Source organism: Citrobacter sp. Res13-Sevr-PEB04-36 (genome assembly GCF_015672735.1).
Classification (GTDB): Bacteria; Pseudomonadota; Gammaproteobacteria; order Enterobacterales; family Enterobacteriaceae; genus Citrobacter.
Genome location: NZ_JADABY010000083.1, coordinates 1 through 12,820, shown reverse-complemented (window position 1 = coordinate 12,820; position 12,820 = coordinate 1). Strand labels below are relative to the sequence as shown.

11 protein-coding genes are annotated in these 12,820 nt (G+C 51.1%); 7 read left to right on the top strand and 4 right to left on the bottom strand.

Going from position 1 to position 12,820, the window contains the following annotated elements; all coding sequences use genetic code 11:
- Positions 1-47 precede the first annotated feature (47 nt).
- A complete protein-coding gene (gene cspD / locus IMQ48_RS22675; protein ID WP_096756563.1) occupies positions 48-272 on the top strand; it encodes a cold shock-like protein CspD in 225 nt (74 codons plus the stop codon).
- An 84-nt stretch (positions 273-356) separates the two neighbouring features.
- On the opposite strand, the gene macB is transcribed toward cspD, so the two are convergent.
- Together macB and macA are read right to left on the bottom strand one after the other, a co-directional pair.
- Entirely contained in the window at positions 357-2,303 is a 1,947-nt protein-coding gene (gene macB, locus IMQ48_RS22670; RefSeq protein ID WP_196210758.1) for a macrolide ABC transporter ATP-binding protein/permease MacB, read from the bottom strand.
- Positions 2,300-3,415, bottom strand: a complete 1,116-nt coding sequence (macA, locus tag IMQ48_RS22665; protein ID WP_196210757.1) for a macrolide transporter subunit MacA — start codon at positions 3,413-3,415, stop codon at positions 2,300-2,302. The genes macB and macA overlap by 4 nt, the downstream gene beginning before the upstream one ends.
- Positions 3,416-3,575: 160 nt before the next feature.
- On the opposite strand from macA, the gene IMQ48_RS22660 reads away from it, so the two are divergent.
- A complete protein-coding gene (locus IMQ48_RS22660; protein WP_196210756.1) occupies positions 3,576-4,523 on the top strand; it encodes a VirK/YbjX family protein in 948 nt (315 codons plus the stop codon).
- On the opposite strand, the gene IMQ48_RS22655 is transcribed toward IMQ48_RS22660, so the two are convergent.
- Positions 4,520-6,178 carry an ATP-dependent endonuclease gene (locus tag IMQ48_RS22655; protein WP_196210755.1) on the bottom strand — a complete coding sequence of 553 codons (1,659 nt, stop codon included), beginning with the start codon at positions 6,176-6,178 and terminating at the stop codon, positions 4,520-4,522. The two genes, IMQ48_RS22660 and IMQ48_RS22655, sit on opposite strands and share 4 nt — an antisense overlap.
- A gap of 371 nt (positions 6,179-6,549) precedes the next feature.
- On the opposite strand from IMQ48_RS22655, the gene aqpZ reads away from it, so the two are divergent.
- From aqpZ to hcr, 4 genes are all read left to right on the top strand, one after another.
- Positions 6,550-7,245, top strand: coding sequence for an aquaporin Z (gene aqpZ / locus IMQ48_RS22650; RefSeq protein WP_196210754.1), 696 nt, complete (start codon positions 6,550-6,552; stop codon positions 7,243-7,245).
- Between the two features lie 269 nt (positions 7,246-7,514).
- Positions 7,515-8,414: a lysine exporter LysO family protein gene (locus IMQ48_RS22645; RefSeq protein WP_096756557.1), complete on the top strand. Its 900-nt coding sequence runs from the start codon at positions 7,515-7,517 to the stop codon at positions 8,412-8,414.
- 155 nt (positions 8,415-8,569) lie between these two features.
- Complete coding sequence (hcp, locus tag IMQ48_RS22640; RefSeq protein WP_096756556.1) at positions 8,570-10,222, top strand: hydroxylamine reductase; 1,653 nt, start codon at positions 8,570-8,572, stop codon at positions 10,220-10,222.
- Positions 10,223-10,233: 11 nt separating this feature from the next.
- Positions 10,234-11,202: an NADH oxidoreductase gene (gene hcr / locus IMQ48_RS22635; RefSeq protein ID WP_196210753.1), complete on the top strand. Its 969-nt coding sequence runs from the start codon at positions 10,234-10,236 to the stop codon at positions 11,200-11,202.
- Between the two features lie 288 nt (positions 11,203-11,490).
- Here the strand turns inward: hcr and IMQ48_RS22630 are convergent, their stop codons facing one another.
- The gene (locus tag IMQ48_RS22630; protein WP_196210752.1) at positions 11,491-12,093 is read right to left on the bottom strand and encodes a hypothetical protein; all 603 of its coding nucleotides are present in this window, start codon (positions 12,091-12,093) and stop codon (positions 11,491-11,493) included.
- A gap of 365 nt (positions 12,094-12,458) precedes the next feature.
- On the opposite strand from IMQ48_RS22630, the gene IMQ48_RS22625 reads away from it, so the two are divergent.
- A partial coding sequence (locus IMQ48_RS22625; RefSeq protein WP_230326530.1) for a GrpB family protein occupies positions 12,459-12,820 on the top strand: 362 nt, incomplete at its 3' end.

Below are 12,820 nucleotides of genomic sequence, written 5' to 3'. Positions count from 1 at the left end.
GGTTCATTCCATCTTACTTATATAAGATTTACGAAGGATGTCGAAGTATGGAAACGGGTACTGTTAAGTGGTTCAACAATGCCAAAGGGTTCGGTTTCATCTGCCCTGAAGGCGGCGGCGAAGATATCTTCGCTCATTACTCCACCATTCAGATGGATGGTTACAGAACGCTAAAAGCCGGACAATCTGTCCAGTTTGATGTCCACCAGGGGCCCAAAGGCAATCACGCCAGTCTTATTGTGCCCGTACTTGAAGCAGAAGCTGTCGCATAGCTCCTCTGTCTCATTGTGTACATCCCGCAAACAAAATGCCAGCCCCCAGAGCTGGCATTTTTATTTCTTTTTCAATTCAACACATTATTCTCGTGCAAGGGCATCTACCGGATCCAGCCTTGCCGCGTTACGTGCCGGGAGCCAGCCAAACAAAATCCCAGTCGCCGTTGAACACAGGAAAGCCGTCAACAGCGCAAAAGGCGAGAATCCAATTTCCCAACCGGGCAGGAAAAGCTGTAGCGTGAAGGCAATCAGCATCGATAAGCTGATACCTAACGCGCCACCGACCAGACACACCAGCACCGCTTCAATCAAAAACTGCTGCAGTACATCACTGGCACGCGCGCCCACCGCCATACGAATACCAATCTCGCGCGTTCGTTCGGTGACGGAAACCAGCATAATATTCATCACGCCGATTCCACCCACCACCAGCGAAATTACCGCCACCAGCGTCAGGAACAACTGTAGGGTGCGCGTGGTTTTTTCAGCGGTTTTCAGGACACCGTCCATATTCCAGGTGAAGAAATCTTTTTTGCCATGCCGCAAAGACAGCAGTCGGGTAAGCTGCTGTTCCGCCAGAGTGCTGTCGAAACCGTCCTTCACGCGCACGGTAATAGAGTTCAACCACGATTGTCCCATAATGCGCCCGGACATAGTGCTGTATGGCAGCCAGACTCGCAGGATCTTACTGCTGCCAAACATCGACTGCTTCTCTTCCGCCACGCCAATGACGGTGGCGGGCATATTGCCAACCAGAACGACCTCACCCACCACTTTCGCTTTATTCGGGAACAACTGGCGGCGGGTGTTACTGTCCAGCACCACCACCTGCGCCCGACCATTTAACTGCTCGGCGTTAAAGGTGGTTCCCTCGCTGAACGTCATCCCATAGACGTTGAAGTAATCGCCGCTCACGCCGTTAGCGCTGGCTGCCACGTCGATATTGCCATAACGCAGCCGTAGGTTTTTCGATACCGCAGGCGTCACGGAACTGACCCATGACTGCTTCTGGATAGCCGTCAGGTCGTCATACTTTAGTGCCTGTTGGTATTGCGGGTCATCGTCACCAAAATCTTTACCGGGATAGATATCAATAGTGTTCGTGCCAATAGCGCGAATATCTGCCAGCACCAGCTGTTTTGCCGCATCGCCAACCACCACAATCGACACCACTGACGCGATACCAATAATGATACCCAGCATAGTGAGCAACGTACGCATCTTGTTGGCAGCCATTGCCAGCCAGGCCATGGTCAGCGCCTCGCGAAAACCGCTGACAAACTGATTCCAGCCAGAGGCCGTCGTTACCGTAGGTTCGGCAATCTCACGTCCAGTCGCGTTTTTTTGCGACGGCGGATTGCGCACAATTTCACCGTCACGAATTTCAATCACCCGTTCAGCCTGCGCCGCAACCTGCGGGTCGTGGGTGACAATAATCACCGTATGCCCGCGGTCACGCAGCTGATGCAGAATAGCCATTACCTCTTCACCGGAATGGCTGTCCAGCGCACCGGTAGGTTCGTCGGCGAGAATGACCTGTCCGCCGTTCATCAGCGCACGCGCAATACTGACGCGCTGCTGCTGACCACCGGAAAGCTGGGAGGGTTGATAGTCCACGCGATCGCCCAATCCCAGACGCTGCAGTAACGCGTGCGCCCGCGCCAGTCGCTGCTTGCGCTCTGTACCCGCATAGACCGCAGGTACCTCTACGTTTTGCGCCGCCGTCAAATGCGAGAGCAAATGATAGCGCTGGAAAATAAAGCCGAAATGCTCGCGCCGCAGTTGCGCTAACGCGTCGCTATCTAGCGTTGAAACATCGCGCCCCGCCACCTGGTACGTGCCGCTGGAGGGCTTATCCAGACACCCAAGGATATTCATCAGTGTCGATTTTCCCGAGCCAGACGCCCCGACAATCGCCACCATTTCACCGGCATGGATGCTCAAGGAGACGTCCTTCAACACCTCGACTAGCCCTTCGCCTGACGGGTAGCTGCGGCGGATATGGCTCAGCTCAAGCAAAGCCGTCATTGTGCTGCTCCAGGTTTTGCCTCGCTGATGATGACTTCATCACCCTCTTCCAGCCCTTTCACAATCTCCACATCGGTATCGTTACGGGCACCGATTGAGACCTCACGTTCGCGGGTTTCTCCGTTGCGGAGCAGTCTGACGTTATAGCGATTGTTGCCAATTGGATCGCCCAGCGCCGCCAGCGGAATGGTCAGCACGTTTTTGACGTCTGTCAGCTGAATATGCACCTGCGCAGTCATATCCAGGCGCAGGATCCCTTTTGGGTTAGGCACTTCGAAGCGGGCATAGTAGAAAATTGCATCGTTCACTTTCTCAGGCGTCGGCAGCACATCTTTGAGCGTACCTTCGTAGCGCGTCTGCGGATCGCCCAGCACGGTAAACCAGGCTTTTTGCCCCGGATGCAGGTGAATAACATCGGCCTCGGAAACCTGCGCTTTAACCAACATGGTGCTCATGTCCGCCAGCGTTAGAATGTTCGGCGCCTGCTGGGCAGCAATCACTGTTTGCCCCTGCAAAGTGGTAATTTGCGTCACTTCACCAGCCATCGGCGCCACAATACGGGTGTAGTCGAGATTCGTTTTTGCCGTATCCAGTGAGGCTTGATTACGCTTAATTTGCGCATCAATAGTGCCGATTTGCGCCTGTTTGACCGCCATCTGCGTCGCGGCCGTATCAAGATCCTGCTGCGAAACCGCCTGCGTTTTCGCTAACTGTTGCTGCCGAGAAAGCGTCACCCGCGCCAGTTTCCATTCGGCCTCAGCTTGCATACGTTGGGCACGTAGTTCCATCAACGTTGCTTCGACTTCTTTGATCTGGTTTTGCGCCTGTTCAGGATCGATAACACCGAGCAGCTGATCTTTTTTGACTTTATCGCCAATGGCCACTGACAGCGTTTTTAACTGACCGCTCACCTGTGCACCCACGTCAACTTTGCGCAGTGCATCCAGCTTCCCGGTTGCCAGCACGCTTTGCTGGAGATCGCCGGGTCGCACAATTAATGTTTGGTATTGAGGTAATGGCGCATTCAGCGTTCGCCAAAGTGCAATTACCGCCACAATAATGATGACGGCGAAGATAAAATAGCGTTTTTTGATTTTTCCCTTGAGCTTCATAAAAGTCCCAAATTCCCCAATACGTCCACCAGAGTGGAGTGTTAAACGTCAACGATAAATAAATAGCCGTTGAAAAGCGCCAAGAATAACAGAGTTATTGATGAATCGTTAAGATCCGCTGTGCTGAAATTACTATCAGGGTATCCATCGGATTTATATTATGAGTCAACTAACTGAAAGTACTTTTCTTTCCAGCAAGCCCGTCACCAGCTTTAACCTTTTTTACAGCCTGAGCCGTGGTCAATTACGTCCTGGGCAATGCTGGGATAAACGGAGTTTTAGACGTAAATTTATCTGGCGTTCATTATTGATACCCCGTCTCACTCAGGAATGGATGACTGAACTGGCCCAATGGCCGGAGCTTGAAAAGCTACTCGCCTGTCAACCTCGTCTGCCAGTGCGGCTGCACCGTCCCTACCTTGCCGCAAACTTCAATCCCAGAATGCGCCTGGATGCCGTGCGTTTTCATTATCATGTCATCCATCACGCATTCTTGCCTGCTGAATTTAACGCCTTGTTAAGCAAGGACGGCTTACAGCTGGCAAGAGTTGAGGGCAAAGATGACGAAATATTTACCGTCACCATGATGATCTTCCCGGTACTGGATAAAGAGGGCGAATGTACCATTCTGGTGCGAAATGGCACCGGAGACGTTCTGACTAAAATGACATTTACGTTCTGTGAATATAATAGGAAAAGTACGCTTTTTATTGGCGGCGTGCAGGGCAATTCGGCACTTCCTCACGAGGCGACACAAAAAGCAACGAAGTCCTGCCATGGCATTTTCCCAAAACGTATTGTGATGGAAGCCATTTGCCGTTTAGCAGAACAGTTGAATATCGAACAGGTTATGGCTGTCAGTAATGAACAGCATATCTTTCGCAGTCCGCGTTACCATGATAAAAATAAGGTTATTCTTTCCGACTATAATGCTTTTTGGGCGTCGGTTGGCGGTGAATGCGACAGCCGCGGGTATTATCATATTCCACGCACGCTGGCGCGAAAAAGCGAGGCGGATATTGCCAGTAAGAAGCGGGCGGAATATCGCCGCCGTTATCAGTTACTGGACACTATCCATGAACAGCTATCGCTGATGTTTCGCCACTAATCAGCGCGTCCGCGTGCCAGCCACAGCACGCGCGAAAACATTTTTCGCAGCAGGGTGGGAACGGCATCGACGCCACGCCGCCCGGCTTCCATCGCCACCTCAATTGCCAGGTCCGGTTTTGACGAGCGATGAATCGCCTTTGAGATAATTTTACGCATATTCATCGGCACGTTTTCCGGGATTTGCGCCACCCGATGAAAGACGTCTGAGAAGCCCTGACGATACATAAAGTGTTCCATATCCAGCGCGGGCAGCATGGTCAGATGGTCGCGCTCATCTTCACGATCGTTACTCAGCAAACTGCGTACGGTGGCGGCATATTTTTTCCCTGCCTCGTCACCGTCAACCAGCACATGCCACTCAATCCCCATCCGGCGGGCGAATTTTACCAGCGGTTTAAGTCCGGACTGAGCAAATTCAATTACTTTAATTCCCTCGGCGTCAAAATGATGACCGCACTGGCGGGCCAGTTCGTTGATGACCCAGGTTTCCGTTTCGCCTTCCACCAGCAGCCAACAGCGGGCAAACAGCGACGATGCGCGATTAAAACGGATATGAAAGGCAATCCGCCGCCCGTCCTCCGCACTCAGGCCTCCCGGTCCTAGTCGCCAGGCAGCGACACGCGAAGATTCACGCACCAGGCGCACAACATGCTCAACGGGGGTAAGTGATAGCAATTCACCTGAATTGGTGGTTGCCACGCGTTGCAGAGGTAACAGATTCAGCAACTGCCAGGCGACCGACAGCATAATGGGGTGCAAACGCGTTTCAGGATCTTCAACCAACAGCAAGGGACGGGCGTCTTTGTCAAGCCGTAACGTACCTTTAGCCTGTAACAGCGTTGAAAACAGCCCCAGCAGAATCACACGATGTGTACGTCCACCGGGCTTATCAATCATCCGGTTGATAATATCCAGATAGCGCCAGCTACGCTGCTCGTTATTGGAACGCCGGCGCATCAGGCGATGACGAGACTGGCCCGCGCCCTGCTCAGAAAAGTAGTGCTCCAGCAGTTGTACCATTGCTGACAGCCCCTGGCGGATTTGCCCGTCCGTCAGATTTTGTGGCCGGGTTGCCAGTTCACGCGCCAAAAAATCCAGCTGACGGGCAGTCACTTCAACTTCGGCCAGATTCGGCACCGTGCCGTTGCGGATCCGCCGCATAAAGCGCGCATCACGTAGTCGCAGCACCGGCATCAGACGAACGAGATGACGCGCCAGTTCGTTAATATTGTCGAGCGCGAGCGGACGCCCTTCGCCATCAAGGAAACTGCGCAGCGTCAGGACGCTACCGTCATCCGCACACTCACCTTCCAGCCGATAGAAAATACGGTGATAGTCATCGTGACACGGCGACCAGCAAGCTTCCAGCGGACGATAGCGGCGTACCCGATGACGACCCGGCTGAGATTCACGAAAGGTGAGGATAATATGCAGATGGTGTTCCCGGCCCTGGATATCGCCCGGAGGGAACCAAAAGTCTTCGCGGTCAAAATGATACAAGTCCGATTCCGGTGACAACAGCAGGGTTAGCGCATCCAGCAGGCTGGACTTACCCCACGCGTTCTCCCCAATCAGTACGTTGTTCTGTTCCAGCATCAACGACAACCTATTAATACCACGAAACCCAACAATCTCAACGCGTTCGAGAATCATATAGCCTCCGGAAATGCTAACTTTTTCCTTCAAGTTATCAGGAGTATAACGTCAACCTGACGTGCAGAACACCAGCGGATCGCACAGACGTAAGTCGGAACAATAAAAAAATCAGAATATTCTTCTTAAAATTTACGCCAGATATTATTACAGCGCACAACCATTTACTTTTTGCTAATTGAACTATGCTTTATCCACCTGAACGCCAAAAAGGATTTACATCATATTGCCTTAAATCAAATTTTTTCATTAATTTAAGTGGCGAAGGGATGAGATTTTTTTCTAGAATACACGCTCTTTAATCATCGTCCCTTTTAACGATGAAATACCGGGCCAGAAAAACGAACCCGGAACTTTTAATTGAGGTGGTTATGTTCAGGAAATTAGCAGCTGAATTCTTCGGTACGTTTTGGCTTGTTTTTGGTGGGTGCGGGAGTGCCGTACTGGCCGCAGCATTCCCGGAGTTAGGAATTGGCTTTGCCGGTGTCGCGCTGGCATTCGGTCTGACCGTATTAACCATGGCATTCGCCGTGGGACATATTTCAGGCGGCCATTTTAACCCGGCCGTGACATTAGGCCTATGGGCGGGCGGTCGCTTCCCGGCAAAAGACGTGATTGGCTATGTTATTGCGCAGGTTATCGGCGGGATTGTTGCGGCAGCGGTATTGTATTTGATTGCCAGCGGTAAAGCCGGTTTTGACGCCACCGCCAGTGGTTTTGCATCAAACGGCTACGGTGAACATTCACCTGGCGGATATTCCATGCTTTCTGCCATTGTTATTGAAATTGTGCTGACTGCAGGTTTCTTATTAGTGATTCACGGAGCAACGGATAAACATGCGCCAGCAGGTTTTGCGCCGATCGCTATTGGTCTGGCACTAACTTTGATTCACCTGATCAGTATTCCTGTCACTAACACCTCCGTAAACCCGGCGCGTAGCACCGCGGTAGCCCTCTTCCAGGGCGGTTGGGCGTTACAGCAACTGTGGCTGTTCTGGGTTATGCCGATTATCGGTGGGATCCTCGGTGGCCTTATTTATCGCACGCTGCTGGAAAAACGTGATTAATCGATAACGAAAAAGACCTGACATCAAGTCAGGTCTTTTCCTCCCCGCTTTATATCCTTTTATTTGCAACTTTACTCCCCTCTTTGCTTTCAGTAGTGTGTATACCCGTCATACTTCAAGTTGCAGATGTGTTGACTACGCTCGCTCACCCCAGTCACATACTTGAGTACGCTCCCGGGGGGTCACTCCCTTACCGCCTTCCTGCAACTTGAATTATTTAGGTTATAGTGGCGCATTTCGTCTTACTTCTCTGCAAGGACCGGGTTTTCATGTTTTCAGGGCTGTTAATCATTCTGATTCCACTTATTGTGGGCTATCTTATTCCGCTTCGGCACAGGGCTGCCTTAAAACTCATCAATCGCCTGTTGAGCTGGATCGTTTACCTTATTCTCTTTTTTATGGGTATCAGCCTGGCGTTTCTGGATAACCTCGCCAGCAATCTGTTATCGATACTGCATTATTCTGCCGTCAGCGTGACAGTTATTCTGCTATGTAATATTGCCGCGCTGTTGTGGCTCGAGCGTTCACTCCCCTGGCGGCACAACCATCGGCAGGAAAAGCTGCCATCACGCATTGCCATGGCGCTGGAGTCGCTACAACTTTGCGGCGTTGTCGTACTGGGGTTTCTGCTGGGACTCACTGGGTTCTCATTCTTACAGCACGCCACCGAAGCCAGTGAATATACGCTGATCTTTTTATTGTTCCTGGTGGGTATTCAACTGCGCAACAGCGGTATGACATTAAAACAGATTGTGCTGAACCGCCGGGGAATGATTGTTGCCGTTGTCGTGGTAGCAAGTTCAATGCTGGCAGGCGTAATCAATGCATTAATCCTCGGACTACCGCTAAAAACCGCCCTGGCGATGGCCTCAGGTTTTGGCTGGTATTCCCTGTCCGGCATTCTGCTGACCGAGTCCTTCGGCCCCGTCATTGGCAGCGCCGCCTTCTTTAACGATCTGGCACGCGAACTGATTGCCATTATGTTGATTCCGGGCTTAGTGGGTCGCAGCCGGTCCACTGCATTAGGGCTATGTGGCGCCACCTCAATGGATTTCACCCTCCCCGTATTACAACGCAGCGGCGGTCTGGAAATGGTGCCTGCAGCCATCGTTCACGGCTTTATTCTGAGTCTGTTAGTACCGTTGTTAATGGCCTTTTTCTCCGCCTGATAAACCAACAAATACCCCTCTGGCGGTAGTCATCTACCGCCAAAATTGCGCTAAATCAATCTCCCTGCAAGTTGTAGCAGAAATCCCTTTAATCCCTTCGCGCGCAGGCATAATCTTAAACATGTATATTAAATATAACTTTAAAAGGTGTGACCATGTTTTGTGTGCAATGTGAACAAACCATCCGTACTCCGGCAGGGAACGGCTGCTCTTACGCGCAAGGTATGTGCGGTAAAACAGCAGAAACCTCCGATCTGCAGGATCTGCTGATTGCTTCCCTACAAGGTCTGTCTGCATGGGCAGTTAAAGCGCGTGAATACGGTATCATCGATCATGAAGTGGATAACTTTGCCCCGCGCGCATTCTTCTCTACCCTGACCAACGTTAACTTCGACTCCCCACGTATCGTCGGCTATGCCCGTGAAGCCATCGCCATGCGTGACGCCCTGAAAGCGCAGTGCCTGAACATTGATGCCAACGCAACGGTTGAAAACCCAATGGCTGACCTGCAACTGGTGAGCGACGATTTGGGCGACCTGCAGCGCCAGGCGGCTGAATTTACCCCGAACAAAGATAAAGCAACTATCGGCGAGAACATTCTTGGCCTGCGTCTGCTGTGCCTGTACGGCCTGAAAGGTGCGGCTGCTTACATGGAGCACGCGCACGTTCTGGGTCAGTACGACAACGATATCTACGCGCAGTACCACAAAATTATGGCGTGGCTGGGTACCTGGCCTTCCGATATGAACGCTCTGCTGGAGTGCTCTATGGAAATCGGCCAGATGAACTTCAAAGTGATGAGCATTCTGGATGCTGGCGAAACCACCAAATACGGTCACCCAACCCCAACTCAGGTCAACGTCAAAGCGACCGAAGGTAAATGCATCCTGATTTCAGGTCACGACCTGAAAGATCTGTACAACCTGCTGGAGCAGACCGAAGGTACCGGCGTTAACGTCTACACCCACGGTGAAATGCTGCCAGCACACGGCTACCCGGAACTGCGTAAATTCAAACACCTGATCGGTAACTACGGCAGCGGCTGGCAGAACCAGCAGGTTGAGTTCGCCCGCTTCCCAGGCCCAATCGTGATGACCTCTAACTGCATCATCGATCCAACCGTTGGCGCTTACGACGACCGCATCTGGACCCGTAGCATCGTCGGTTGGCCGGGTGTGAGCCACCTCGAAGGCGACAACTTTGGTCCGGTTATCGCGCAGGCACAGCAAATGGCGGGCTTCCCGTACAGCGAAATCCCGCACCTGATCACCGTAGGTTTCGGTCGTCAGACGCTGCTGGGCGCTGCTGATACGCTGATCGACCTGGTGAGCCGCGAAAAACTGCGCCACATCTTCCTGGTCGGCGGTTGCGATGGCGCACGCGGCGAACGTAACTACTTCACCGATTTCGCCACCAGCGTGCCGGATGACTGCCTGATCCTGACCCTGGCCTGCGGTAAATACCGTTTCAACAAACTGGATTTCGGCGATATCGAAGGTCTGCCGCGTCTGGTTGATGCCGGTCAGTGTAACGATGCTTACTCTGCCATCATCCTGGCGGTGACTCTGGCTGAGAAACTGGGCTGTGGCGTGAACGACCTGCCGCTGTCTCTGGTGCTCTCCTGGTTCGAACAGAAAGCGATTGTTATTCTGCTGACCCTGCTGTCTCTGGGCGTGAAAAACATCGTCACTGGCCCGACTGCGCCAGGCTTCTTCACGCCGGACCTGCTGGCTGTGCTCAACGAGAAATTCGGTCTGCGTTCCGTGACCACCGTTGAAGAAGACATGAAGCAGCTGCTGAGCGCGTAAGGAGTTAAGTCATGACAATGCCAACCCATCAGTGCCCGTGGCGGATGCAGGTTCATCACATCCATCAGGAAACGCCGGATGTATGGACGATTTCGTTGCTGTGCCACGATTATTATCCTTATCGTGCCGGGCAGTATGCACTGGTCAGCGTACGTAACTCAGCGGATACGCTGCGTGCCTACACCCTTTCTTCAACGCCGGGCGTTAGCGAGTACATCACGCTGACCATCCGCCGCATTGACGACGGTGCGGGTTCACAGTGGCTCACCCGCGACGTGAAGCGCGGCGACTATATCTGGCTGTCTGATGCCATGGGTGAGTTTACCTGTGAAGATAAAGCAGAAGACAAGTTCCTGATGCTGGCAGCCGGCTGTGGCGTGACGCCTATCATGTCGATGCGTCGCTGGTTGGCGAAGTACCGTCCGCAGGCCGATGTGCAGGTTATCTTTAACGTTCGTTCGCCGGAAGATGTCATTTTTGCCGACGAATGGCGCGAGTATCCGGTGACGCTGGTCGCTGAAAACAATGCCACCCATGGCTTTGTTCCTGGCCGACTCACCACCGACCTGCTGAAAAGCGTACCGGACTTAACTTCACGTACCGTGATGACTTGCGGCCCTGCTCCGTACATGGATCTGGTCGAAAAAGAAGTGAAAGCGCTCGGCGTAACGCGCTTCTTTAAAGAACAGTTCTTCACACCGGTAGCGGAAGCCGCCACCAGCGGTCTGAAGTTCACCAAGCTACAACCGGCAAAAGAGTTTTATGCGCCGGTAGGCAGCACGCTACTGGAAGCACTGGAAAGCAATAAAGTGCCGGTTGTCGCCGCATGCCGTGCAGGCGTGTGCGGCTGCTGCAAAACCAAAGTGGTTGATGGTAGCTACACGGTTTCCAGCACCATGACGCTGACTGACGCGGAAATCGCCGAAGGCTACGTACTGGCCTGCTCCTGCCACCCGCAGGGTGATTTAGTGCTGGCATAGTTGCTGAGCATCTGAGATTAAAAGGCTGCCTGGTTATGCTGGGCGGCCTTTTTTTTGCTTGTGAGGCGCGGATGTTGGTTTGCAGGTTGTGTATGTTGAGGTGATTGTCTGCCATGGGCCAAGAGCGGACTTTATTGAGGACATTATACATATGACTGTTACAGGTTTTTGTGGTTGCGGGTAATCACAATGCATGTGAAGTCCGAGTACCTGCAACTTATATAAGTGCTTGGTTGGCTCGGAACCATCTAGAAAATTCGAGTTTATTCACTTTGCAGTAAGACCTCTTTAATCGAGTTTTGATCCAATTTTACCGGTGTATGGGTTTGTGTTGCCTTGATGACTCCAGTTGTCCTCTGTATCACCATTTGGTGCACTTCTCATATGCGAATCAACATATGTTCCATTACTACGTATATATGACGAAACTGAAACGTCATTGTTTGGCTGAACATGCGATCCAGCAGTAAATAATGTATTTAATCCACGTCCAATTGCTGTGTTAATTTTATCGCTGGTAATTCTATCAGCGCGTGAGCACCCACCATTGAAAATAACCCCACCTCTAGGCACACCAGTAATGTATTTAGTCGAATCTATAATATTTGCATTGTACTCAGGTAAATAACCAGGGGTATGATGGAATGTTAACAAATATCGATGATCTAACGTCCATCCTTGATACATACTTGTGTATGGGTTGAAAGTAGCTTTAGAATGAAAACTGGTCCCGTCCAAAAATACAGATTGTGGTGTGCCAAATTCATCACTAGTCACATGAAATGTATTTGATCCACAGATAAGATCCATATGAGGAGGAATATCATCAGATGCGCACCCTGAAAGAACCACACTGGTTAATAACATGGAGATATAAACAAATTTTATCATAAAAAACTCATTGCTTCAAAGATGTTTAAATATTTCTAAATAATTTCTTCTTGTTAAGATAGCTGACGTAGATACCTATTCATAGTACCAGTGCGACGAGGAGCGGGCTATAGAAATGAACCTTTCGCCTCTCAATTTGTATACATGCCCATACTGAGCCGCGCCTAGTTGATTAACACACCGTGATTTAAGTAATGCCTTCATCTGATGTGAAAACAACCGTGAGCTTCCGCTCCTCGCTCACAGCGGACCTTCAGCTCAGTCAGTTTGTCCGTTCTGTGCCAAAAGCGGTCGCTTGAGAGACATCCAACCCCATGTCCTGTACACTATTGTTCATAATTTGAATGATCTATGGGTATCAGTTTATGATTAGCAAAAAAGAGATGATGGAGCATTATGTCATCGACCTTCAGGACAGCTACTTTGTTAATGGTGTACCGCCGATTGAGAATATTACGGTCGTTGTTTATGATCCCTCGTGGCCGGAAATATATTCAGCATTGGAATCTAAAATTAAGAATAAATTAGGTTCGAATCTACTAAAAATTGATCATGTGGGTTCCACGGCAGTACCTGGTCTGGCCGCTAAACCCGTTATTGATATTGACGTGACGGTTGCCGATGCTGCGGATGAAGGAATATATTTATTAGCACTTGAAAACCTTGGATACGAACTCATTGTTCGTGAACCCCGCTTTCATGGCCATCGACTTTTTCATTATGAAAA

Bases quoted from the DNA above. Each gene is read 5' to 3' on its own strand.
- IMQ48_RS22645 (WP_096756557.1), top strand. From the start codon at position 7,515: ATGTTTTCAGGGCTGTTAATCATTCTGATTCCACTTATTGTGGGCTAT.
- hcp (WP_096756556.1), top strand. From the start codon at position 8,570: ATGTTTTGTGTGCAATGTGAACAAACCATCCGTACTCCGGCAGGGAAC.
- macB (WP_196210758.1), bottom strand. From the start codon at position 2,303: ATGACGGCTTTGCTTGAGCTGAGCCATATCCGCCGCAGCTACCCGTCA.
- IMQ48_RS22655 (WP_196210755.1), bottom strand. From the start codon at position 6,178: ATGATTCTCGAACGCGTTGAGATTGTTGGGTTTCGTGGTATTAATAGG.
- aqpZ (WP_196210754.1), top strand. From the start codon at position 6,550: ATGTTCAGGAAATTAGCAGCTGAATTCTTCGGTACGTTTTGGCTTGTT.
- IMQ48_RS22630 (WP_196210752.1), bottom strand. From the start codon at position 12,093: ATGATAAAATTTGTTTATATCTCCATGTTATTAACCAGTGTGGTTCTT.
- hcr (WP_196210753.1), top strand. From the start codon at position 10,234: ATGACAATGCCAACCCATCAGTGCCCGTGGCGGATGCAGGTTCATCAC.
- macA (WP_196210757.1), bottom strand. From the start codon at position 3,415: ATGAAGCTCAAGGGAAAAATCAAAAAACGCTATTTTATCTTCGCCGTC.
- IMQ48_RS22660 (WP_196210756.1), top strand. From the start codon at position 3,576: ATGAGTCAACTAACTGAAAGTACTTTTCTTTCCAGCAAGCCCGTCACC.
- cspD (WP_096756563.1), top strand. From the start codon at position 48: ATGGAAACGGGTACTGTTAAGTGGTTCAACAATGCCAAAGGGTTCGGT.